Raw genomic sequence first — 21365 nt, 5'->3', positions numbered from 1 at the left:
CGTGACAATTTACTGTGAGTGCCAAAACTGCATGTACAACTACTACGGCGAGTGCCAGAGAGTAACAATCAGCTTGAGCCCTAGCGGAAAATGTCGGTGCTACCATGAAAGGCTTAATAAGCAGGAGGAAAGCCAAAATGAAGCCTAGTCAGCAATTCGATGTGGACACCCGCATAAGCCTGACCCCAGAGGAACTGGAGCACCTATTCCACCACCCGGTCATGATACTAGCCGCTGAAGCTGCACTAAAAGACCCTTCCCTAGCAGAAGAAGCCTCCGAAGCATGTGAGACGATACTGGATGCACTAGACGGCTACAGCGTAGTGGCAAGCATATTCGGGTGCTTAGATGCTATCGGAATCCTGGTGGCTAATGTACACCGGAAAGCCGAACGGGAGGCAAAACGGCAAACATTTAAGGTGTTCAAAGGGGGAGCGAAGCAGTGATAAAGACCTGCTTTAACTGTAAATGGAGGTACGCCGACGACCACGAGGCTGCTCCCAGATGTTTTTGGTGCTGGGTGCACCCGGATAGGCCGGGGTGGGAGCCGGTGGAGGAGGTGAAATAAGTGAAGTGCCCATTGAGCTTTGATAGCGATCATGGTTTTGTCGATGTGTGTGATTGCCTGGAGGAAAACTGCGCCTGGTATCTCAAAATGGCGGAAGAATGCGCCATCCTTTGTTTAGCCCGTCTGGCATACGTGGATGTGTGCCGGAAAGAAGCGGGCAAATAAAAAGAGCTGCAAAGAAGCAGCCGATTAGAAAGTGGTCTAAGGAGAGTGTACATCAAATGAGCGAGAACGTCAAATTGTTTTTTCCAGGTTTATTCCTCTTTGCCCTCTTCGGCTCGGCCCTGGACAGTCAGGGCTGGGCCGGATGGGTGGCGGTGGTAGGGACGTTAATAGGGTTAGCGCTGATATGGACAGGAGGAAAAGCATGAGAAAAGAAAGCATCCGCCCCAAGTGCGGGCGCAAATGGAAGGTAAAGGTAGGGGAGTAGCATGATACGTATAAGCCAAGCTGGGGCATGTCCGAGAAGGATATGGCTTGAGGCCCAGGGGATAGAAGGGTTACCGCAGGCCGAATCTACCCTGCGGGCCTTTGAAGAGGGACACCTACATGAACCATCTATCCTAGCCTGGGCTGCCAATAACTTACCTAATGCCCCTTATACCCTGAGCAACCAGCAACTAGAAGTCAAAGCAACAGATTTCCTCGTAGGCCACGTTGACGCAATTGGGCTGAGCAGCATGGGCAATAAGCCCGTGCTACTTGAGGCCAAGTGCTTGAAGAGAAGGGCCTTCCAAGAGTTTCGCCAAAACGGCGTAAAGGAATCCCACCCCCAATACTACACCCAAGTCCAATTGTATCTCCATGGTCTCAAGCGGGCAGGATGGGATATTGGACGGGCCTACTTAGTAGCACGCAACAAAGAGACTCCACCTACGCAGTGGTGGGAACACCACTATGAGTACATCCCTTATAATCCAGAATTTGTTTGCTCCAAGATACAAGAGCTAGAAAAGCTTGCCGAGGCAATAGAGCAGAAAAAAGAAGTTCCGCCGCCGTACCATCCAGACCGGGACTGGCAATGTCGGTATCCTTGGTGCGTATATACTCAGCATTGTTGGCCGGGTTGGAAAAAGCAATCTTATGAAGTACAGGATAGAAGCGACTTGGCTACAGTGGTGGAAATGTACCAGGAAGTCTGCGAGGAAATCAAGGCATTAGAAGAACTCAAAGAAGAGCTAAAGGCCAAACTCCAGGAAGAAGCGGGAGAAACGCCAATCCAAGCTGGCAGGTGGCTAGTTCAGTGGATTGAAAGACGCCAGGAAAGATTTGACACCAAATTAGCTAGGAAGGAACTACCTGCGGAGGTGCTAGCTAAGCTATTAAAAGTTAGTACTTACAAGGTACTAGAGATTAAAGAAGCTGTTTAAGGAGGTGCTAGCATGGAAGAAAAGAAAAACGCTGCCCTTCCGAGCAGCGTAAATACCAGCCTCAGCATTATAGATAACATAAACGTCCAGTTAGTGCAACAGACGATGCAGAAAATCGCTTCATTCCAAGCCGTAGTTAAAAGCACGCTCCGGGAAGGACATGACTACGGGGTTATCCCCGGAACAGGCTCAAAGCCGACGCTCCTTAAACCCGGAGCGGAAAAGATACTAATGCTCCTTGGGCTAACGAGTGAATATGAACTGATTGAGAAGATAACCGACTACGAAAAAGGCTTCTTTGCCTTCACCGTTAAGTGCGTGATTTACCGCAACGGCCAGAAAATAACGGAGGGCATGGGCCACGCCAATACTAGAGAAAAGCGTTACACCAGCGGCAAACAACAAGACCCCTACACTCTGGCCAACACTGTTCTCAAAATGGCCAAAAAGAGGGCACAAGTAGATGCCGTTCTCACCGTAGCCAGCCTGAGCGAAATATTCACGCAAGATCTAGAAGACGAGCTAGAGGAACTAGAAGCCACGGGGTATGTGCAAACGCAGTCACAACCATCTATGGCGGCACCAAGAAACAGAGAAAAGTCGAACGGTCAGGGTGGTAGGCCAGACTGGACGGCTTTCTGGAAAGCCGTTAAGGGTGAGCTAAAGCTGAAAGAAAAAGATGTGGAGGAGTTAGCAAGCCAATACTTTGGGACAGAAGTTAAGGTGGCTAAGCTATCAACACGTATTAGGACGCAACAGGAACTAAACCAACTATTCGAGTTCTTGAAGGGTGCAAAAAGCGTTCTTGATATGGAACAGTCTAGTGAAACAGAAGCGGAACAAATGAGCCTAGCCAGCCAGCCACAATAAAAAATCCAAGGCAAGGAGGTGTAATCCTCCGGGTTATCTACGTGGGCTGGCGTCCACATTATCCACACCTCCGTGTCCTTCTAACCTAACCCCGCTGGCTCCGGGCCACGGAATAGGTGCCTTGCCGTTGCCCACCTACCCGTGTGCAGGTCGGATGCGTCGGGGAACGGCCTTGCGCCGGCGGCCGTGATGAACAGGCGCGAGGGGGCAGCCGGAGACGGCGGGGATAAGAAGGAGGAAAGATGTATGGGCAAATTTAAGGGCAAATTTACTCCAGGGCCATGGGAATGCTCGAATGACTTTGAAATTATCGATGCTCATGGTTTTCCGATAGCAAGCGTTCACTCAATTTGTATCAAAAGTGGTTGGCAACAATTAGGTATAACTCATTGGGCTGAAGCGCCAAACAGGGCTTATATAGAGCGAAGCGATGATGAGGTAAGGGCAAACCAAAAGCTAATTTCTGCAGCACCTGAAATGTATGAGGCACTAAAAAAAGTATTAGAAGTATATGATCCTGATCCGGCTGTTATACCTATCAGAAAGATCCTCCGTAAAGCTGGAGGGGAGTAGGTAGTAGTGTTAATAAGAATTGCTAATGGTTTTCTAGGGTGCTTTTACCTCTATAAGGCATTCGGGTATTTGGCAGGATGGTATCAATTAAACCGAGTGGAGATATTTACCGCAATGTTCCTTTTGGGTTTATGGTTTTTAGCATTTGCGATTGTTTCTTATCGCTAACTCCATTATGGAGGCGGCAGCATGGGAGACTATGGCGGGGCGCCTAGAAGAATACCGACCATAGCGGTGACATGCGCTGACATCGGAGCAGTTGGCCGCTGCTCGCTGTCAGAGACCCCGGTTCGATTCCGGGCCGCTTCCAATATGTTAAAGGAGGTACCTGAAATGGCCAAATGTAAACTGCCATTCCCAAATGGTTTAGAGCAACTGAAAACAGCTTTAAGCATATTGAACAGTGTATACATCAATGCTGACTTTGAACGACTAGGTTTTACGGAAAAAGATGTTGATGAACTTGTAGACATTCTCAGGAGACTTTATGACTTGCTTTTTGCCATTGTGAACCGTGGAACGGAAAACACATAGGGAGGTTTAGCCATGCCCCGGGAGCGAGCCCTTATGATAAAAACGCCCAGCGGCGAAAAAATTGCCGGAAAGCTTCTCACCATCAACGGCGAATGGTGCTTCTACCGTGAGGTAAGCAAGAGCCGTCACGCCTTTAAGACCTTCGACGCTTGGTCAATCCAGGCTAGCCTCTTACCAGTGTTAGAAGCGGACGGGGTGAAATGGATTTACCAATACGATAAACAGGCAGGGCAGATGTACCGGATAAAGCTGGAGGAGTTTAAGAAAAAGGCGGTGCTACGGAACTTCGGAGAGGGCGAGCAATACTACGTTAGTGCGAAATACTTTGAGCCAGTGCCCGGGATGGAACGGATAACAAAGTGGATTAACAGCGTAGAGCTAGTAGCCTAAGAGGGCTTCCCCGCAGCAGGCTCAGGAAGCAGCAGGCCGGGCACAGGCCGGGCGTCCGGGGTTCAACTCCCCGGCTGCTGCGGGTTATATCCAGCCGAAATAGGTGGTAATAAGCATGAATTATATCCACCAGCTCAACACGTTCTACGATTGGTTACAGTGCAACCGCTTGTCTTCATCCGCGCAGTTGCTTTACCACACCTTGCTAATGGTAAACAACAGGGCCGGATGGACTGAGTGGTTCCAGATAACCAATCAGGCCTTATGCGGCCTCATGGACGTGTCTGAGAATACGTTGAAACGGGCCAGAAACGAGCTAAAGCAGAAGGGGCTAATCGAATTTAAGCCGTCGTTTAAGCGCAACGAGAGGACTGCTTACAGGATTATACCCTTCGATAAGGTATCAAAATTTGATACCCAATCTGATACCAAACAATTTTCGGTATCAAAAATTGATACCGAAGTTGATACCAAAACAGAATTGGTATCAAAATTTGATACCCAAGTTGATACCCAACCTGATACCCAATCTGATACCGAAACTGATACCGAAAAGTCGGCAAACCGTTGCGGCGCAACGGCTCCAGCACCCCCTAAAACTAAAACAGAAACTAAAACTAAAACAAAAAAAGATGAAAATAATATAGTCTCTTCTACTTACGTAGAAGAGACGCCTAACGGCCAAGAGGGGCAGGAGAAAATTACCAATGCTGCCCTAATTGCTGAACTGGTCAGAGCTTACAGGGAAGTAATACCCCAAGACAAGCACCAAAAGGGCGATTATCCCTTCATTGGCCGTTTATACAACGAACACGGCTATGATGCTGTGCTGACCGCCATAAACGACCTGGGATACGCCATAGAAAGCGGTTTCAACCCCGAAAAACCCCTAATCTACCTTCGCTCGTTGCTCTTAAAGCCGAAGAAACAGCCGCACTATAACGGTAACTCCCCGCCGCAAAAGAATATACCCCGTGCTTTTGCCAGCCTACAGGAATGGGTAGAACGGAGAACTCGAAAGGAGGCTAGCCCCGGATGACAGAACAAGAAGCTGCTTACCTGGTAGCCCTTGCTGCGGCTAATTTTCCTGCGCTACAGGAGAAGGATTTAGGGCCGACCGTAGAGCTGTGGTACAGGTTGCTCCAAGACCTGCCGTACCAGGTGGTGGAGAAAGCCCTTCTGAAGGTACTTTCGGAGGTTCGGTATTTCCCAACTGTAGCCGAGATTCGCCAGGCAGCCGCTGAGATAATGCAGCCAGAGACCTTATCGCCTGGGGAAGCTTGGGCACTGGTGTTGCAAGCTGTGAAGCGGTACGGCTCCTACAGGGAGGCGGAGGCCCTTGCAGCATTGCCGGAAGACGTAGCCAGGGCAGTCAGGTATTTGGGCTGGAGAGAAATATGCCTTTCCGAGCAACCTGAGGTAGTCCGAGCGCAGTTCATGAAAGTGTACGAGCAGGTGATAGGCCGCCAGCGTGAGAGTGTAGTTACGCCCCGTGAGGTAAGAGAACTCACGGCCAAGATAGCCCAACAAAAGGCCCTGGGCGGCGGGAAAGTGGTGGCCCTACCAAAGGCGGGTGAGAAGTGATGCAGGCGGCGGCTGAGAAGCTGGAGGAGGTAGAAGGAATAGTCCTCTTTTTAGCCACTAGGGGCATAGACCTGCGGGGGTTTCCTCCGGAGGTGCTCCGCCAAAATGCAGTGCCAATTATCATACTGCACCGGAGCTTCGAGGCCTGCCAGAAGTGCCAGCGATTTGAAGACTGTGGCCTGTGGTCTAGGGGGTGGGTACCAGTTTACGACCCGGAGGCCTCACGGATATACGGCTGGCCGTACTTCCGGTGGCGGATGTGCTGCTACCGGAGGGAGTGGGAAGAAATCCAGGGAAAGAAACAGAAGGCAGGCACAGCCCAGAAAAAGGTGCGGTTGTCCGATTTAGGTACAGAAGTATCGCCGGAGGACATTCCAGAAGAATGGCTGTAAGGGGGAAAGCGCATGGCTAAGAAATATGCTCCCGCACCAATGCCGGAGTGGCCCTTCCAAGTAGGAGACCGGATAGAAGTGGCTGAGAGGGTGGGCCGGGATAGCAAAATTCAGCGGTACAAGGGAAAGATTACGGCAATAACCCCCGCCATGCTGGTAGTGGACACCGGAAAATACCGGGTAACGGTGCTAAAGGGAGCATGGTGGAGCGGGGCGGCGGTGGTGAAGCGGCTATGAAGCCATTGGGCAGGCCGGAGGAGGTTTTGAGGCTGGTACTAAAGCTTGCAGATAGAGCGCAGAAATATGGAATTCCTTGGGACGAAGCATTTACGGTGGTATTGGCATGGGCCAATAAATGCCAGCGGTATGGCTGCATCATAGAACTTGATAAATATGACAGGGTATACTACAGCGCTAGACGGGGCAAAGGCTTATGCGTGGACTGTGGCAAACCGGCACCCTTTGGAAGAGCGAGGTGCGAAGCATGTCTAGAAAGGATGCGCTACTACGCTCGCAAGTGGAGAGAGAGGCACAATGCTTAGTAATCCCTGGCAAGCCCGTACCCAAGGCCCGGCACCAGGTTAGGCTTTACCGGGGCGGGGTGATAACGTATACGCCTGCTAAAACGAGGGAGTTTGAGAAGGCCGTAAGGGTATATGCGCTCAAGCATCGGATAAAAAAGCAGGACGGCGAATTGGCAGTAATCGTTACTTTCTACACCAACGGCCCTGGGGATGTGGACAACTTGCTTAAGAGTTTGCTCGATGGCCTCAATGGGGTAGCTTGGGAGGACGATAGGCAGGTTAAAGCCGTGGTGGGTATAAAGTTGGAGTGCAAAAAGGGGGAGGAGAGGACAGAGGTAACAATAAGGCGCATGGAGGAGTTGGTCGACATATTATTAGGCTTAGCTAAAGCGGGGTGAAAACATGGACAAGAACAGTATGCTCTACTGGTGGCCGAGGGTGAAGGATACACGGGTGCCCAAACCTGAAACAATTATCGTCGAGACCGGCTATAGACCGCTACTGAAAATGCTAGACGGAGAACCCTTACCGGAAGATATAAAGGCAAGAATCATAGACGCAACCGAACAGCTTGGTTATCCCCTATTTGTCCGTACTGATATGGCCTCGGGTAAGCATGACTGGCAGAACTCCTGCTACGTGGCCTCGTCAGCCAAGCTTTGGAGTAATATTTACCGGGTGGTGGAGTTCAATGAGATTGCGGATATACTAGGCCTTCAGCCGGAAGCTCTAGTGTTTCGCAAATATATTCCTCTTGAAGCGGCCTTTAAAGCCTTCTACGGTAGAATGCCTGTGGCTAAAGAAAGAAGGTATTTCGTCCGGGATGGTAAGGTTGAATGTCATCACCCGTATTGGGTGGCGGAGGCGATAGGCGAATGGTGGTATAGAGTTAACGATCTGGCCGTGAAGTATCCAGACAAGATAGGCCTATTGCCGGAGAATTGGCCTAGTATTCTGGCTGAGTTGAACAGAGAGACACCGGAAGAGGTTGAGCTTTTGACTGCTTATGCCGAGGAGATTGGACGGGCAATAGGAGAAGGTTATTGGAGCGTGGACTTTGCAAAAGGCCAGGACGGCGTATGGTATTTCATCGATATGGCTGAAGGCGAGCAGTCTTGGCACCCAGACCATGAGCCTTAGGAGGGCATAGAAATGCAGAAACGGGTATGCGTAGTATACGGCCTGCCGTGGTATTCAGCCGCAGTGGGGCAAGTATGGACTTGCCCTCGCTGCGGAGCGAAAATTCCCGTGCAGGAGGGGGCAAGGAATAATGGCGCTGACGATGCTGAGGGAGAACTTGCGGGAGGCGCTGGCAAAGACGTACCCCGGCGTTCATGAGTTCTGCTGGGGTTGCAAGGCCAATCATCCATTCTTCGAGAGATTTTGCCCAGGCGTGACTGATACGGAGTGGACAATTCGGAAGTGCGAGCGGGCCCGTGCGGAAGCCCGGAAGAGGTGGGAGGAGTACGACCTCGGGAGGCGGAAAGAAGTGGGGAAACGCTAGGGATATGGCATAAAGCACGGGATGATGTGCCTAGAGAGAAGGTGAAGGCGTGATAACGATAGGCGAATATGTAAGCTGGAAACAGCCAGAGGTAGCGCAATTATTGTGGCGGTGGGTTGAAAGAATGAAGGTGCTCACGCTACCATTCTGGTATTGGAAGAAGATTATGGAGGAGCCACCCCGTCCCGGACGAGCCGGGCTGTTGCTGTGGGAGGTGGAAAGGATTGAGGCTCAAGCGGGCAACGTTTAGGCATATTGAGGCGGAGATATATGCTTATTGGGACACCTTGAAGCGGATAGAGGAGCTGCGGCGGGAGATTATTCTGTCTGGCGAATCACCAGTAGCGGTGGCTGCAGGGCAGGAAGGTTATGCCGAAAGTAGGGTAGAAAGGCGGGGAACACGGCTGGCGGATAGTATTCTCTTGAGGGAAATGGAGCGGATTACTAAAGCCATTGCCGATACCTACGCTAGGGCCAGAGAGGAAGGCCGTAAAGTAATTTGGATAAAGTACGGTCTTGCAATAGATTGGGAGCCACCACCGGAAATAAAGGCGCAGATGGAGGGCCGAAACCGCTTTGACCTTACTGCAGACCAGATGGCGGATATAGCCTCAATGGACAGGGCGACTTTTCACCGCTACCGGAGCGGGTTTGTCTACGGTATAGCGGAGCGGCTGGGGTGGTATTGAACAGTATGTTTAAAGTGTGATGAAAAGAGGGTGATACTAATGGCTTTTAGATTGGTAGATAGAAGGACAGGTAAGGTTTTAGCGGAGTATGAAGGCAACTATGTGGAGTTCCTTAATAACTCTTGGGGAGGTTATTATCCGTTTAAGTTACCTCACGATGATCGCCTTCGTACAGCCTGGAAAACAATAATCGGATGCGAAGACTATGACGCATATTGGGAAATAAGCCCACGAAGTTAGGTAATTGCGTATAACAAAGAAACTGCGACTTTTTTGCGACAACATGAGGAGATAGCTGATATATAATGCTAGTAAGGAGCCGTCCCAATGAGGGGCGGCTTTCGTGTTTGGTTATGGCGAGGTGGGAGGTGATGGCCCGGTACGATTGGGAGGCATTGAAACGGGAGTTTTTACTAGGGAACTACGAATCCCTCCGCCAGTTTGCGAAAGTAAAAGGATTGGGGTATGCACACTTACGTAGAAAAGCTAAGGGTTGGCTTGAAGAAAAGAGCCAACTGCGGGCGCAAAAGGAGCGCAAAATTGCGGAGGGTCTGCTCGAAAAGCAAATCAAGCAGGAAATTGACTGGAACCTAGCTCACCTCGAAGCATGGGGTGAGTTTTTAAATATAGTTCGCTGGGCATTGAAGGAGTTCCGGAAGCATTTTGTTAGCGAGAAAACCGGACGCCTTAACCCTTATGCCCTGGAGAAAGCGGCCAATGTGTTGAAAATGGCCCAGGAAGGCCAGCGGAAAGCATTGGGGCTGGACGAAAAAACCGAGAAAGACGACGGCAGCTTGAAGGAACTGGCCGAGGCGATCAGGGGAAGCCTCAAGGCCCTGGGTGATGGCGAATGAGCTTTGCCTGGGGCAAATTCAGCCGGAAGCAGCTTGACGTTATTGCCAACACCACGGCCCGCTTGAACATTCTCGATGGCTCGGTTCGCTCCGGCAAAACAATCGCTAGCTTGGTGGCGTGGATAATGTTCGTTGCGGAGGCCCCGCCGGGCGAACTGCTCATGGTGGGTAAGACGGAGCGCACCCTGAAGCGGAACGTGCTTGACCCGCTGGAGCAGATGGTGGGGAGCAAGTATTTCAAGCTCAACCGGGGTGCTGGCGAAGCGACGCTGTTTGGCCGCCGGATTTACCTAGCGGGAGCGAATGACGAACGGGCCGAGGGCAAAATCCGGGGCATGACGCTGGTCGGGGCCTACGGCGATGAAATCACGCTCTGGCCCGAAAGCTTTTTCACAATGCTGCTCTCCCGGCTGTCGGTGTCAGGAGCAAAGTTTATCGGCACAACGAACCCGGATAGCCCTTACCACTGGCTGATGAAAAACTACCTGAAGCGGGCCGGGGAGTTAAACCTGAAACGCTGGCAGTTTCAGCTTGATGATAACCTGAACCTTGACCCAGCTTACGTGGAGGCGCTGAAGAAGGAGTACACCGGCTTATGGTATCGGCGCTACATCCTCGGTGAATGGGTGCAGGCCGAGGGAGCCGTTTACGATATGTTTGACGACACGGTGCATGCGGTGGATGAAATACCGCAGCAATTTATCCGCTATTACGTAGGCGTGGACTACGGCACCAACAACCCGACGGTATTCTTGCTGATAGGCCAGCACGAAGACAAGCTCTACGTTATTGACGAGTATTACTGGGATAGCTCCGAGCGGGGGCGGCAGAAGACGGATGCGGAGTACAGCCGTGACCTGCAGGAGTTCATCAAAGGCCGCTACCCGCAAGCGATAGTCATAGATCCGTCCGCCACGAGCTTCATTACCCAGCTCCGGCGGGACGGGGTGAGGCTGATAAGGCAGGCCGATAATGCGGTGGTGGACGGTATCAGGACGGTAGCCGCTTTCTTATCGCAGAAGCGGCTTTTCGTTTACCGGAAGAAGTGCCCGAATTTATTGCGTGAGTTTACCACCTACGTTTGGGATACCCAGGCGCAGAAGCGTGGCGAGGATAGGCCCCTGAAGCAGAACGACCATGCGCTCGACAGTTTGCGCTATGTGCTACATACAATATTTGGCAGATTAGCACCTGGAGTGCTCCCCAAACCCAAAGGCTGGTGATTACGGTTGCTCACTTCGCTTGATTTTCTCAGCATAGGCAAAGCCTGGCCGCCACCCTCCGAGGTGGAACGGCTTACAAGATACAATCAGAACCGATTGCTCTTCGAGGGCAAGCACGAGCTGGTATTCGACCAGTGGATAAAGCTCCTTCGGGACGACCAGAAGGCCACACTAGAGATAATCCTGAACTGGCACAAGCGGCTTAGCACTTTGTGGGCTGATTTGCTCCTGGGCGAGCCGCCACGCATATCGGCGGGCAACAGGAATAGCCCGGAGCAGCAGGCTTTAGAACGGATTATCCGGGACAATAACCTCATCAATGTGGCCTATGAGGTGGCACTGGACGTGAGCAGGTATGGCACCGGGCTTTTCAAGGTGCGCTATGACAGGCGGGGCATCATCGAGGCCCAGCAGCCGGCGGTGTGGTTTCCAGTGGTGAAGCCGGATAACGTGAAAGAGATTGTGGCCCATGTGTTGGCTTATGACTACGAAGTGGAAGAGAAGGGGCTTTTTGGCACTAGGGAAAACCGCTATCTGAAGGCCGAAATCCACGAGCCGGGCAGGATAACCATCGTCACCTACCTACTCCGGGATGGGCTTATAGCCACCGAACAGAAGCGGGAGGAGCAGGTTACTGGCGTTGATGACTTCCTGATAATCCCGGTAAATAACATCCTGACTTCTGACCGTATTATCGGCCTTGACGACTACTCCGACCTTGATAGCATCATCCAGGAGCTAGAAATTCGCATAGCACAGATAAGCCGTATCCTGGACAAGCACGCCGACCCGAATATGTACGGGCCGGATAGCGCATTGGAACAAGACCCCAAAACTGGCGAGTGGACATTCCGGGGTGGGGGCAAGTACTTCCCGGTGGGCCCGGACGATAAGCCCCCCGGGTATGTGACGTGGGACGGCCAGCTTGAGGCGGCTTTTAAGCAGATTGAACTACTGATGGAGCAACTTTATGTGCTTAGCGAAACTTCGGCAGCGGCTTTCGGGCAGCTTAAGAGCGGCCTTGCCGAAAGCGGCACGGCTCTGCGGCGGCTTATGATGACACCTTTGGCGAAGGTAAACCGCATCAGGATGAGGTTCGACCCGGCCCTGAAAAAAGCCATCCGGCTTGCTTCTGCCCTTGAGGTAGCCCAGGGAATGCCGGGAGCGGTGAAGCTGGAGAATATCGAGATCACCTGGAATGACGGTCTGCCGCAGGACGATAAGGAGCAGGCCGAAATCTATAGCTTGCTGGTGCAGAACGGCCTGGTGAGCCGGGAAACGGCACTCAAACACCTGTTCCAGTTTGAAGCCGACACTTTGCGGGAAGAGTTGATGCGGATTACCGCCGAGGCCAATACCGAGATACCACTAATCTTCCGGCCTAACCTCCAGCAGCAGGGCGGTGAGGCCCAGGGCGGCGGTGGTAGCTGATGCCCTTCGACGAGGAAAAACACATCCAGCAGCTCATTGAGATGTACCGCCGGGGATTTGAGGAAATACTTCGCATCATCGTTGAGAAAGAAGCCAAGGGCCAGTGGACGCAATACTGGCGGGATTTGCTGCTGGAGGTTAGAGCGATACTCCAGCAGCTTGACCGGTACGCCGACCAGTGGATAGAGCAGACGATAGGTCAGGTTTACTCCCAGGCCGCCGCGCAGACGGCGGTTTTTCTTTCGCAGTTGGGCATAGAGAAGCAGACCCGGCCAGAGTTTGCCCAGGTGCACCAAAGGGCGATAGATGTGGTAGCCCAGAATATGGCAGATAACCTACGTGACGCTACGCAGTTCATCGGGCGGAGGATAAACGACGTTTTCCGTAGGGTGGGGCTAGAGCAGACGGGGAGGAAGCTGGCAGCCGGGCAGACCTGGTACGACATGAAGCAAAAGGTAGTGCAGCAGCTCCTTGATAAGGGCCAGACGGCTTTTGTGGATAGGCTGGGCCGCAAGTGGAGGCTGGACACCTATGCAGAGATGGTGGCCCGCACCACTACCAGGGAAGCTGCTACAGTGGCAACGATAAACACTTGCCGGGAATTTGGGCTGGATTTGGTGCGGGTGACTACGCATTACCCTACCTGCCATTTATGCGCTCCGCTCCAAGGGAAGGTGTTTAGCCTTAGCGGGAAAGATAAGCGGTACCCAAAATACGGAGAAAACGGGGCACGAATTCCCCGGCACCCTAATTGCAGGCATGTTTTAGTGCCTTATGTTCGAGAGCTTGATGACAACGCCGAGGAGACCGAGCGGTTCAGCAATCAGCCGTTGGACGTAGACCCCCGCAGCGAAGCCGAGAAGCAGACTTATGCGGAAATGCGGGATAAAGTTACCATAGCCACCACAAGGCAGCGAGCTAGAAGGTGTATTTGTCAATCGAAAAATTGACCACTTGATCTCTTGAAAGTTGACCACCTGTATAGTTTAGTTTCGCTAGGACTATGTTTACTTATTTTAGAATAGCAACCACCTCCTGGTTTTGCTTAATTAATATTTGTTACTCGCATAATGTTAATCAAGGTTGGCCGGACTGGCTCGGGAGGCCGTCTAGCTTACGTGAAATACTTTTAGCTACTATGCAGAGGCAGAACTAACCAATCCTTCCTCTTGGCGTCGCCTTAAACTCTGGCGGAAGCGATAGCTTTCCCCGTTCATGACCAGGATATGGGCATGATGGGTGAGCCTGTCCAGGAGGGCAGCAGTCATCCTTTCATCTCCAAATACTTGTACCCATTCGCTAAATTCGAGATTGGAAGTAATGAGCACACTCCCCCTTTCATACCGGCCAGCCAAGAAGCGGAAGAGAAGCTGGGCTCCTTCAGTGGTGTAGGGTACATAGCCCAGCTCGTCTACCACTACCAGGTCTTGCTTTAGCCACTGCTTTTCCAAGGAAAGTAATTTATGTTCCCGGGCAGCTGCTAAGAGTTCTGTAACCAGGCCAGGGGCAGTATAAAAGCGTACACGGTAACCCTGCCGGCAGGCACATAAAGCCAGGGCAATGGCCAAATGGGTTTTACCGGTTCCACTGTTACCAAGGAAGATGACATTTTCCTTGGCTTTGATGTATTCTCCCCGGCTTAAAGTTAACACCTTAGGTTTGCTCAAGCTTGGTAAGGCAGTAAAGTCGAATTCTTCTAGGGTTTTGAAGTAGGGGAAGTTGGCCCGGCGGATCCGGTTCTTAAGGGCGCTTTCTTCCCTGCTCAATACCTCTTGTTCCAAAAGAGCACATAGGTATTCTTCATAAGTGCGGTTGTTTTCTGCGGCTGTGCGGGCAAGACTTTTGTAGTGCCGGGCCACCGCTGGAAGTTTTAGTTTGTGTAAATACTCTTTAAGAAGAAGTTCTGTGCTCAATGGACTATCCTCCCGTTATTACAGCTTCCCAGGAGGTCGAACTGTTTTAGGTTCGGCCTAGATACCCGGTAAGCTGATAGGTCTTGGGTTCCTTGGGAAATGAGGCATTTACCGGTTAACTGCTCAAGGATACTTTTAACTCCAGGGGCATGGTAAACTCTTTCGTCTAAAGCTTTATTTAAGGCCGAGGTTAGAGCGTCCCATCCCACTTCCCGGTGGTACATAAGGATCTGGACAAATTCCTTTTCTGGTTGGGCATGATATTCTTTTAAGGCCGCCAAGTACCGGTGATATACTGGCGGAAGGTCTGCACGATGAAAGGGCTTAGCATCCTCTAAAGCCCTACTACGTAATGGAGCCTGCGGATCATCTCCTTGTCGACCACGTCGATCATCCTCTTTCCCCCTGTTGCCGAAGGTTTGTCCCCTTCAGCATAACAGGGAATTTGATCCGGGTGGTCAATTTTTCGCTGATCAACTGGTCAACTTTTAGAGTATCAAATACAGAAGGGAACTGCTAAGCCCAGTAGTGCCGCTAGATAAGAAGGTGGAAGCGGCAAAAAGGCTAAAGAGGTCGTATGAGCTAACTGGGCAAAAACCTAAGGGCGTTGATGCCAACTTGATAAAAGAGTACGAAGAATGGATTGAGCCAGGGAAGAAGCCGCCTCCGGAGCATTACGTTGAAGTAGCAGGGTTGCCTGATAAAGCTAAAGAGGGGTTAGCTCATGCCCTGAAAGAAGCAGTAGAATTTGGCAGGAATACCGGAAGAGAATGTTTGATACACATAGACGCTAGAACCGGGGAAAAAGTTTATGCTACAATAGAGGGCGAGAAAGACCAGGTAATTATATCGTCGACCCTTAGAGATTTTTTGAGCCGTGCTGAGGAAAGAAGCATAATACAAGTGCATAACCATCCCCGGAGTTCGAGCTTTTCGGATGCAGACATTATAGTTACTATGGCCCACGAATCTATTAGCCACATTGTAGTAATCGGGCATGACGGCACGAGGTATATTTTTAGCCGTGGAAATGGGCAGAAGCCTGACCAAAGGGAAATTTCGTTGCAGTGGCTGAAGCTAAGGGATAAATACTACAACCAGTTTGCCCAAGAAGTTATAGCAGGCCGGATGACAGAAGAGCAAGCATGGAAGGAGCATAGCCACCTGATAATGCAAGACCTGGCGGAAATGTATGGGTGGGAATACAGGAGAGTGATGCCTAATGAAATCTGAGGAGAATAGAAAGGTAAGAGTGCTTGGCGTAGATTTGGTAGATGGTATGCCGGACTACAAAAAAACGCCAGAAGAGAACTGGGAAGAGTACCGTAAGCGTTATTATGAAGTGTACGGAATATGGCTGCCAACTTACGAAGAAGCTAAGCAGGAAATGAATGCGTAAACCGCCTGAGCCGAATGGCAAGGGCGGTTTTCTTATGCCCTGGTGGTGGGAGCATGGGCTTCAAGAGTAAGAAGCAGTGGCGCTGGGCGTTTGCCAACAAGATGCCCTGGGCAAGAAAGTGTGCCCATGAGAGTATGCCCTATCGGTTACTGCCCACGAGAAAGCAAAAATCCAAGAGGAAGTGAGGTGAAACCGCATGGCCGAATTCAGCGACCGGCCCTGGAGCGACATTGATAAAACCGTTGAGGCTTACGGGAGCGTGGAGAAATTTTGCGCTGCCTGCCTTATCGACTTGAACCCGCCAGGAGAGGAAAAAGTGGCTTCTAAGTGCAAGCTGCCGGTGAAAGAACCGAACGGTAAGTATAACAAGAACGCTCTGCCGGCAGCAGCGGCAGCTTTAGCAGGGGCAAGAGGCGGAGTAGATGCACCAGCAGAAGAGAAGCGTAGGGCCGCCCGCAAGCTAGTCCGTCTCTACCGAATGGCTAAAATGGAGCCTCCTGAGAGCCTAAAACAACTGGCAGGCGAAAAGTAATGGCAAAAGTAGTGAGGTTTGGCGATATTGGCGAAATGATTGATTACTTGGCCCAAAAATTTGATGCTGGCGAGATAGAAGGCATTCTTATATGCGTAAAAAATCATGATAAAACTTTTGAGGTAGCCTGGACTGAAACACTTAGCTACATTGAGAGACTTGGTCTATTAGAAGCTGCAAAGGCTGACTGCCACTATAAAGCTATGTGTGCCTTTTGCCAATAAAACGGGCACGGGAATCCGGCAAAAACCCGGAAGGAGGATAACTCATGATATGGCTAAATTTTGGACGCTGGTCAAGTGCAGCAGGTAGGTTTATCTACGAGCGCATTTACATCAATGGGTGGCGTTGGACACCCTTTGTAAGAATAAAACGTCGCAAAACTACGGTAACGTGCGTCGGTTAAGCACGGGAGGAGGAGAACCGCTTATGGCAGACGATAACAAAAACCTGAACCCGACCAACCCTAATCCTGAACCGAACCCTGGCGACGGCGGCCAGGGCAATGACCAAGGCAATCCGCCGGCAAAAACGTTCACGCAGGAGGAGCTAGAGCGCATCTTAGCCGAGCGCCTGAAGCGTGAACGGGAGAAGTACAAGGACTACGAAGACTTGAAGAAGGCAGCGGAGGAGCTCAAAAAGCTGAAGGAGGCCCAGATGAGTGAAACAGAAAAGCTCCAGGCTAAGCTGGCCGAACTAGAGCGGGAACGTCTAGAGCTGGAACTCCAGCTCCAGGAGGCCCGGCTGGAAAGCCTGAAGCTGAAGGTGCTGGACGAGATGGGTCTTCCCAAGGCATGGGCCAGCCGCATCTTCGGTACAACGGAAGAGGAGATACGGCAGGACGCCGAGGAGCTAAAAAAGATGCTTGGTGCTGCCGGTAAGACGGTGGGGAGCGGGACTAACCCACCGGGCGGCGGAAACGTGCCCAAAGACATTGATACTCAAATTGCTGAAGCCGAAGCTAAAGGCGATTGGGCAACTGCAATCTATCTTAAAGGCAAGAAGTTTGGACAGACGATTTAAGGAGGGTGATTTCACATGGCAGGCATTACCGGACAGGGCACTACTTATAACCTACCTAACTTCGTAGGCGAGCTTTTCTCTATTACTCCAACTGAAACCCCTTTCTTGAGTGCAATTGGTGGTCTAACCGGCGGGGTAAAGACTAACGCGACCAAATTTGCTATCGAGACATATGACTTGCCGGCCCCCAGCCAGCCCGCACACCTGGAAGGCCAGACGGCACCTACTGCATCTGCCAGAGTGCGCAGCCAGGTCTACAACGTAGTGCAGATCTTCCATGAGACCATCGAAGTGAGCTACACCAAGCAGGCTGCTATTGGCAACATATCTGGCGTTTCTATCCTGGGTAACCAGCCCGTGAAAGACGAGCTTACATGGCAGACGGAGCGGGCACTAGAGAAAATTGCGCGGGATGTGGAGTATACTTTCCTCCAGGGGGTATTCAATGACCCAACCGATAACACCACGGCTCGCAAGACAAGGGGCATTTTGACTGCTATTACTACTAACGTGGTCAACGCAGCGGGTGCAGCCATCTCCAAGGCTCTGTTTGAGCAACTGCTCTGGACGATGTACCAGAACGGGGCACCTTTCAGCGATAAATGTGTTATCCTTCTCAACGGTAATCAGCTCAATAAGCTGGCTGAGATTTATGGCTATGCTCCTGCTGACCGCAACGTTGGAGGCCTGCAGTTAAAGCAGATTTTCACTAACTTCGGGGCCTTTCCGATTATGCTCAATCGTTACATGCCCACCGATGTCATTGCTATAGTGGATTTGAAGGTTTGCGCTCCCGTGATTCTGGAGATTCCTGGCAAGGGCTTCCTCTTCCGTGAAGAGCTTGCCAAGACCGGGGCCAGCACCAAGTACCAGATTTACGGCGAGATTGGCTTGCAGCACGGCCCGGAGATTTACCACGGCAAGATTATCGGCCTGGCGGCTTAAGGGGGCGGTAGCTGATGGCGCTTAAAGAGGTAGGTATCGGGCTGTCCCCGAAAGAACGGGAGATATTAAAGGAACTGCAAGATAAAGTGGCAGCTTTAGCTGCCCTGGCTAATGACCTCAAAGCGAAATACAACGCTGCTGTAACACTCCTCAACGAATTAAAAGCCGACCACAATGCCCATTTAGCAGCGGCGAATATGCATTATACGGGTACGGCTTCCACTACGGATACGGTTAATACTACTACCTCAGCGGATGCTGCACAATGCACCATATCTGACGTGACGATTTAAGAGGGGCGAGACTTTCTCTCGCTCCTCTTAACCCTAATGCGGAGGTGATGTAGATTGAAATTTCTTTGTGAGCGCTACCCATTTCTAAAGGTATGGGATGGTACGAAAATTGTAGCCGAGTTTAAAGAGGGCATTTTTGAAACGGAAGATGGGGGCGTAATTGAGATACTCAAGAGGATTCCGGAAGTAAAGGTAGAAGAGTCTAGTAAAACCAAGAAATAGGGGGCATAGATATGGCCCTCCAGGTGGGAGTTAATAGTTACGTTACGGTTTCCGAGGCTGATGCGTACTTTACGGAGAGGATTTATGCGGATGAATGGCAGGCCGCAAATACGCCAACTAAGGAAAAGGCCCTCATTCAGGCGTGCAAACGGATAAACCGTCTGGCATTTAAAGGAGTTAAAGCAGATGAAGCACAGCTTCTTGCTTTCCCCCGCATTATGCCTGTGTTTAATCGTGTCGGTGTGATTGGCTTTACCGAGGGGGCTATGGTACCGCAGGAGGTAAAAGATGCGCAATGTGAAGAAGCTCTGGCTTTGCTCAAGTATGGCAATTCGGCCCGCACCAAGGCCCAGGAGCAAAATGTTGTCCGGGTTAACTTTGGTGAGGTGAGCGAGGAGTACCGGGCCAGCTTGAAACTGCTTTCTAAGGAGGCCTTGGAGTTGCTTAAGCCCTATCTAGCGGGTGTGGTGAGCATTAAATGATTGCTGATTACCTCAATCAAACTGCTACCTGGAAGCGAACGGTAGGCCTCAATGAATACGGGGAGCCAATCACCACCAGCCAGACCATCAAAGTGCGCTGGGAAGGCAAGCGGAGGCTGGTGAGGGATAGACAGGGCCAGGAGGTAGTCTCCGAGGCCCGTTTCTTTTGCCTAGAGGAAGTGCAACCAGGAGATATAGTGGAGTATGGCGGCAGGGAGTGGCCCATTATCGCTGTAACTGAAATTCCCGACTTGGACGGCAATATAATCTACCGTGAGGTGGCCTGCTGATGGCGGAGCTAAGGTGGTACGGCAATAAAGCAGTATCAAGGGCGATGCAGGCTGCTATCCAGGCCATCCAGACCTGCGCCGCCGACCTACAGGGGAAATCGGCCATGCAGGCCCCGATTGATACCGGCGACCTGCGGGCTAATTGTTCGGTAAGCCCACTCCAGCGGGAAGGTAATCAGGTATGGGTGAAGGTGGGCTACGACCTGCCCTACTCAATAGTCCAGCATGAGCGGCTGGATTTCAATCATCCCAAAGGTGGGAAAGCCAAATATCTCGAAGACCCTTTCAACGACAATGCTCGCAAGTACGAGCGGTACATCGCTAACGAGGTAGGCAAGGCCCTCGAAAGGGGGTAGATAGATGCTGCTAAACGATATAGCAGCCTATCTCCAGGCAAACGGTGTCGGCACGGTTGGCACCGATATTTTTTTAGGGCAGTTACCTGCAACCCCCGATAATGTCGCTGCCCTATTTGAGTATGCTGGGGAGCCCCCGGATTTGCACAGTAATGTCGAGTATCCGGGGTTGCAAGTCCTGGTGCGAAACAAAAATTATGCTGCTGGAAGGCAGAAAATAGAGCAAATCCGAAATGTGTTGCACGGGCTAACCGAAACGATAGTCAACGGAAGAAGGTATTTACTTATTCGGGCTAGACAAAGCCCAGAAGCCTTGCCAAGAGATGAAAACGGCAGGGCTATTTTTGTGTGCAACTTTAGAGTGATTAAGGAGGTCGATTAACATGGCAATTGCAGGTAAGGGCGGAAGTGTCTATATTGGGGCCAACAAGGTAGCCGAAATTTCCCAATGGAGCATCGACTGCGAAGCCGACGACATCGATGTTACCAGCTTTGATTCTAACGGCTGGAAAGAGTTTATCGCAGGTTTGAAGGAGTGGAGCGGCAGTTTTGAAGGAAACCTCAACCCCAATGATACAAACGGCCAAGTAGCGCTAATCAATGCTTGGCTAAATGGTACCACTGTTAATTTAGAACTGCGTATTGATGCCACCAAAAAGCTATCTGGTAGTGCTCTTGTGAAGCCTAGTATTGAGATGCCTGTGGATGATAAGGGTAGCATAAGTTTCGACTTCCAGGGCACTGGGCAGCTCACCGTTACCCTCACTTAATGGGGTGATTTAATATGGCAATAGCTGGCAAGGTAGGGGCGGTTTATGTTAGCGATATAAATACCGCCCCTGTTTCTTTTACAGACCAGGCCACTACGCCTGATGCTACCAGAACACGCTACCAGGTAACCGACTCGGCCTACCGCTACTGGCCGCTGGATGCTGCCATCACGGTTAAAAAGAACGGCAGCGTTATTACTAGCGGCTTTACGCTTGAGAGGGCTGGCGGTTTTGTGGTATTTGATACCCCCCTGTTGGATACCGACACGGTAACCGTCTCCGGCCAGGCCTTAACTCTGGTGCAGTGCGGCGGCTTCTTCAATTGGAGTGTGGAAACCGATGCTGAGGACGTGGAAGCCACCACATTCGCCAGCGGAGGTTGGAAGGAGTTTGTACGAACGGTTAAAGGCTGGAGCGGTAGTGCCGAAGCTTACTGGGGCGACGATAGATTTTTCAAGAGCCTGGGCGAGATTATCGTGGTGAAACTTTTCGTTGACAGCGGGGCCTCCCAGAAGTGTCTTGAGGGCTTTGCCATCATAAATGGTGAAGGCATAGAGGCCGCCGTTGATGAGCTGGTGAAGGAAAGCATTGACTTTGAGGGCGTAGGCCCGCTCTACTTCAGGCTATAGAGGTG

The 21365-nt window shown here is 51.3% G+C and carries 39 protein-coding genes; 37 read left to right on the top strand and 2 right to left on the bottom strand.

Annotated elements, in window-relative coordinates:
• Positions 1 to 137: 137 nt before the first annotated feature.
• The 22 genes from B9A14_RS09970 (at position 138) to B9A14_RS09875 (ending at position 13456) form a co-directional block, all read left to right on the top strand.
• Positions 138 to 446 (top strand): hypothetical protein, encoded by a 309-nt coding sequence (locus tag B9A14_RS09970; RefSeq protein ID WP_084665554.1) that lies wholly within the window; start codon positions 138 to 140, stop codon positions 444 to 446.
• Positions 447 to 568: 122 nt separating this feature from the next.
• Entirely contained in the window at positions 569 to 733 is a 165-nt protein-coding gene (locus B9A14_RS17225) for a hypothetical protein (protein ID WP_157109917.1), read from the top strand.
• A 56-nt stretch (positions 734 to 789) separates the two neighbouring features.
• A complete protein-coding gene (locus B9A14_RS17220) occupies positions 790 to 939 on the top strand; it encodes a hypothetical protein (RefSeq protein ID WP_157109916.1) in 150 nt (49 codons plus the stop codon).
• 60 nt (positions 940 to 999) lie between these two features.
• Complete coding sequence (locus B9A14_RS09965) at positions 1000 to 1938, top strand: YqaJ viral recombinase family protein (protein WP_084665553.1); 939 nt, start codon at positions 1000 to 1002, stop codon at positions 1936 to 1938.
• Positions 1939 to 1950: 12 nt separating this feature from the next.
• Positions 1951 to 2808: a hypothetical protein gene (locus tag B9A14_RS17585; RefSeq protein WP_197686504.1), complete on the top strand. Its 858-nt coding sequence runs from the start codon at positions 1951 to 1953 to the stop codon at positions 2806 to 2808.
• Positions 2809 to 3054: 246 nt separating this feature from the next.
• The gene (locus B9A14_RS09955; RefSeq protein WP_084665552.1) at positions 3055 to 3381 is read left to right on the top strand and encodes a hypothetical protein; all 327 of its coding nucleotides are present in this window, start codon (positions 3055 to 3057) and stop codon (positions 3379 to 3381) included.
• Between the two features lie 189 nt (positions 3382 to 3570).
• A complete protein-coding gene (locus B9A14_RS09950; protein WP_084665551.1) occupies positions 3571 to 3915 on the top strand; it encodes a hypothetical protein in 345 nt (114 codons plus the stop codon).
• Positions 3916 to 3927: 12 nt separating this feature from the next.
• Positions 3928 to 4305 (top strand): hypothetical protein, encoded by a 378-nt coding sequence (locus tag B9A14_RS09945; protein WP_084665550.1) that lies wholly within the window; start codon positions 3928 to 3930, stop codon positions 4303 to 4305.
• Positions 4306 to 4420: 115 nt separating this feature from the next.
• Positions 4421 to 5344 carry a helix-turn-helix domain-containing protein gene (locus tag B9A14_RS09940; RefSeq protein WP_084665549.1) on the top strand — a complete coding sequence of 308 codons (924 nt, stop codon included), beginning with the start codon at positions 4421 to 4423 and terminating at the stop codon, positions 5342 to 5344.
• The gene (locus B9A14_RS09935; RefSeq protein ID WP_084665548.1) at positions 5341 to 5889 is read left to right on the top strand and encodes a replicative helicase loader/inhibitor; all 549 of its coding nucleotides are present in this window, start codon (positions 5341 to 5343) and stop codon (positions 5887 to 5889) included. The genes B9A14_RS09940 and B9A14_RS09935 overlap by 4 nt, the downstream gene beginning before the upstream one ends.
• Entirely contained in the window at positions 5889 to 6281 is a 393-nt protein-coding gene (locus tag B9A14_RS09930; RefSeq protein WP_084665547.1) for a hypothetical protein, read from the top strand. The genes B9A14_RS09935 and B9A14_RS09930 overlap by 1 nt, the downstream gene beginning before the upstream one ends.
• A 12-nt stretch (positions 6282 to 6293) precedes the next feature.
• Positions 6294 to 6518 carry a hypothetical protein gene (locus B9A14_RS09925; protein ID WP_084665546.1) on the top strand — a complete coding sequence of 75 codons (225 nt, stop codon included), beginning with the start codon at positions 6294 to 6296 and terminating at the stop codon, positions 6516 to 6518.
• On the top strand, positions 6515 to 6823 hold the full coding sequence (locus B9A14_RS17455) for a hypothetical protein (protein WP_172839131.1): 309 nt from the start codon (positions 6515 to 6517) through the stop codon (positions 6821 to 6823). The genes B9A14_RS09925 and B9A14_RS17455 overlap by 4 nt, the downstream gene beginning before the upstream one ends.
• Positions 6766 to 7203, top strand: coding sequence for a RusA family crossover junction endodeoxyribonuclease (locus tag B9A14_RS09920; protein ID WP_172839130.1), 438 nt, complete (start codon positions 6766 to 6768; stop codon positions 7201 to 7203). Before B9A14_RS17455 ends, B9A14_RS09920 begins: the two co-directional genes overlap by 58 nt.
• Positions 7204 to 7312: 109 nt before the next feature.
• Positions 7313 to 7945, top strand: a complete 633-nt coding sequence (locus B9A14_RS09915; RefSeq protein ID WP_157109915.1) for an ATP-grasp domain-containing protein — start codon at positions 7313 to 7315, stop codon at positions 7943 to 7945.
• Positions 7946 to 8075: 130 nt separating this feature from the next.
• Positions 8076 to 8309 carry a hypothetical protein gene (locus B9A14_RS09910; RefSeq protein WP_084665543.1) on the top strand — a complete coding sequence of 78 codons (234 nt, stop codon included), beginning with the start codon at positions 8076 to 8078 and terminating at the stop codon, positions 8307 to 8309.
• Between the two features lie 124 nt (positions 8310 to 8433).
• Positions 8434 to 8559: a hypothetical protein gene (locus B9A14_RS18000; RefSeq protein ID WP_269456736.1), complete on the top strand. Its 126-nt coding sequence runs from the start codon at positions 8434 to 8436 to the stop codon at positions 8557 to 8559.
• A 37-nt stretch (positions 8560 to 8596) separates the two neighbouring features.
• Positions 8597 to 8998: a hypothetical protein gene (locus B9A14_RS09900; RefSeq protein WP_231967687.1), complete on the top strand. Its 402-nt coding sequence runs from the start codon at positions 8597 to 8599 to the stop codon at positions 8996 to 8998.
• A 353-nt stretch (positions 8999 to 9351) separates the two neighbouring features.
• On the top strand, positions 9352 to 9852 hold the full coding sequence (locus tag B9A14_RS09890; RefSeq protein ID WP_157109913.1) for a hypothetical protein: 501 nt from the start codon (positions 9352 to 9354) through the stop codon (positions 9850 to 9852).
• Positions 9849 to 11075 carry a PBSX family phage terminase large subunit gene (locus tag B9A14_RS09885; RefSeq protein WP_084665538.1) on the top strand — a complete coding sequence of 409 codons (1227 nt, stop codon included), beginning with the start codon at positions 9849 to 9851 and terminating at the stop codon, positions 11073 to 11075. Before B9A14_RS09890 ends, B9A14_RS09885 begins: the two co-directional genes overlap by 4 nt.
• Positions 11076 to 11081: 6 nt before the next feature.
• Positions 11082 to 12506, top strand: a complete 1425-nt coding sequence (locus B9A14_RS09880) for a phage portal protein (protein WP_084665537.1) — start codon at positions 11082 to 11084, stop codon at positions 12504 to 12506.
• On the top strand, positions 12506 to 13456 hold the full coding sequence (locus tag B9A14_RS09875; protein ID WP_084665536.1) for a phage minor capsid protein: 951 nt from the start codon (positions 12506 to 12508) through the stop codon (positions 13454 to 13456). The genes B9A14_RS09880 and B9A14_RS09875 overlap by 1 nt, the downstream gene beginning before the upstream one ends.
• A 186-nt stretch (positions 13457 to 13642) precedes the next feature.
• On the opposite strand, the gene istB is transcribed toward B9A14_RS09875, so the two are convergent.
• Positions 13643 to 14419 (bottom strand): IS21-like element helper ATPase IstB, encoded by a 777-nt coding sequence (gene istB, locus B9A14_RS09870; protein ID WP_084665535.1) that lies wholly within the window; start codon positions 14417 to 14419, stop codon positions 13643 to 13645.
• Complete coding sequence (locus B9A14_RS09865; protein ID WP_084665534.1) at positions 14416 to 14700, bottom strand: hypothetical protein; 285 nt, start codon at positions 14698 to 14700, stop codon at positions 14416 to 14418. The genes istB and B9A14_RS09865 overlap by 4 nt, the downstream gene beginning before the upstream one ends.
• 247 nt (positions 14701 to 14947) lie before the next feature.
• Between B9A14_RS09865 and B9A14_RS09860 the strand changes: the two genes are divergently transcribed.
• From B9A14_RS09860 to B9A14_RS09805, 15 genes are all read left to right on the top strand, one after another.
• Positions 14948 to 15652, top strand: a complete 705-nt coding sequence (locus B9A14_RS09860; RefSeq protein ID WP_084665533.1) for a hypothetical protein — start codon at positions 14948 to 14950, stop codon at positions 15650 to 15652.
• Positions 15642 to 15818 carry a hypothetical protein gene (locus B9A14_RS17215; protein WP_157109912.1) on the top strand — a complete coding sequence of 59 codons (177 nt, stop codon included), beginning with the start codon at positions 15642 to 15644 and terminating at the stop codon, positions 15816 to 15818. The genes B9A14_RS09860 and B9A14_RS17215 overlap by 11 nt, the downstream gene beginning before the upstream one ends.
• A gap of 196 nt (positions 15819 to 16014) precedes the next feature.
• Entirely contained in the window at positions 16015 to 16350 is a 336-nt protein-coding gene (locus B9A14_RS09855) for a hypothetical protein (protein WP_084665532.1), read from the top strand.
• Positions 16350 to 16574 (top strand): hypothetical protein, encoded by a 225-nt coding sequence (locus B9A14_RS09850; RefSeq protein WP_084665531.1) that lies wholly within the window; start codon positions 16350 to 16352, stop codon positions 16572 to 16574. Before B9A14_RS09855 ends, B9A14_RS09850 begins: the two co-directional genes overlap by 1 nt.
• Before the next feature lie 44 nt (positions 16575 to 16618).
• On the top strand, positions 16619 to 16756 hold the full coding sequence (locus B9A14_RS17210; protein WP_157109911.1) for a hypothetical protein: 138 nt from the start codon (positions 16619 to 16621) through the stop codon (positions 16754 to 16756).
• 23 nt (positions 16757 to 16779) lie between these two features.
• Positions 16780 to 17373: a capsid assembly scaffolding protein Gp46 family protein gene (locus B9A14_RS09845; protein WP_084665530.1), complete on the top strand. Its 594-nt coding sequence runs from the start codon at positions 16780 to 16782 to the stop codon at positions 17371 to 17373.
• A gap of 15 nt (positions 17374 to 17388) precedes the next feature.
• Positions 17389 to 18318: an SU10 major capsid protein gene (locus B9A14_RS09840; RefSeq protein ID WP_084665529.1), complete on the top strand. Its 930-nt coding sequence runs from the start codon at positions 17389 to 17391 to the stop codon at positions 18316 to 18318.
• 14 nt (positions 18319 to 18332) lie between these two features.
• Positions 18333 to 18611, top strand: coding sequence for a hypothetical protein (locus B9A14_RS09835; protein ID WP_084665528.1), 279 nt, complete (start codon positions 18333 to 18335; stop codon positions 18609 to 18611).
• Between the two features lie 54 nt (positions 18612 to 18665).
• Positions 18666 to 18833 (top strand): hypothetical protein, encoded by a 168-nt coding sequence (locus tag B9A14_RS17205; protein WP_157109910.1) that lies wholly within the window; start codon positions 18666 to 18668, stop codon positions 18831 to 18833.
• An 11-nt stretch (positions 18834 to 18844) separates the two neighbouring features.
• Positions 18845 to 19315: a DnaT-like ssDNA-binding protein gene (locus B9A14_RS09830; RefSeq protein ID WP_084665527.1), complete on the top strand. Its 471-nt coding sequence runs from the start codon at positions 18845 to 18847 to the stop codon at positions 19313 to 19315.
• Positions 19312 to 19605 carry a hypothetical protein gene (locus B9A14_RS09825; RefSeq protein ID WP_084665526.1) on the top strand — a complete coding sequence of 98 codons (294 nt, stop codon included), beginning with the start codon at positions 19312 to 19314 and terminating at the stop codon, positions 19603 to 19605. The genes B9A14_RS09830 and B9A14_RS09825 overlap by 4 nt, the downstream gene beginning before the upstream one ends.
• A complete protein-coding gene (locus tag B9A14_RS09820; RefSeq protein ID WP_084665525.1) occupies positions 19605 to 19961 on the top strand; it encodes a hypothetical protein in 357 nt (118 codons plus the stop codon). Before B9A14_RS09825 ends, B9A14_RS09820 begins: the two co-directional genes overlap by 1 nt.
• A gap of 4 nt (positions 19962 to 19965) precedes the next feature.
• Entirely contained in the window at positions 19966 to 20343 is a 378-nt protein-coding gene (locus B9A14_RS09815; protein ID WP_084665524.1) for a minor capsid protein, read from the top strand.
• Position 20344: 1 nt separating this feature from the next.
• Positions 20345 to 20731, top strand: a complete 387-nt coding sequence (locus B9A14_RS09810) for a phage tail tube protein (RefSeq protein WP_084665523.1) — start codon at positions 20345 to 20347, stop codon at positions 20729 to 20731.
• A 14-nt stretch (positions 20732 to 20745) separates the two neighbouring features.
• Positions 20746 to 21360: a phage tail protein gene (locus B9A14_RS09805; RefSeq protein WP_084665522.1), complete on the top strand. Its 615-nt coding sequence runs from the start codon at positions 20746 to 20748 to the stop codon at positions 21358 to 21360.
• Positions 21361 to 21365 lie beyond the last annotated feature (5 nt).

Source organism: Thermanaeromonas toyohensis ToBE (assembly GCF_900176005.1).
In the GTDB taxonomy this organism is placed as follows: Bacteria; Bacillota; DSM-521; order Neomoorellales; family Neomoorellaceae; genus Thermanaeromonas; species Thermanaeromonas toyohensis.
The sequence above is the reverse complement of the archived record's forward strand: the minus strand, read 5'-3'. Positions and strand labels throughout refer to the sequence as shown.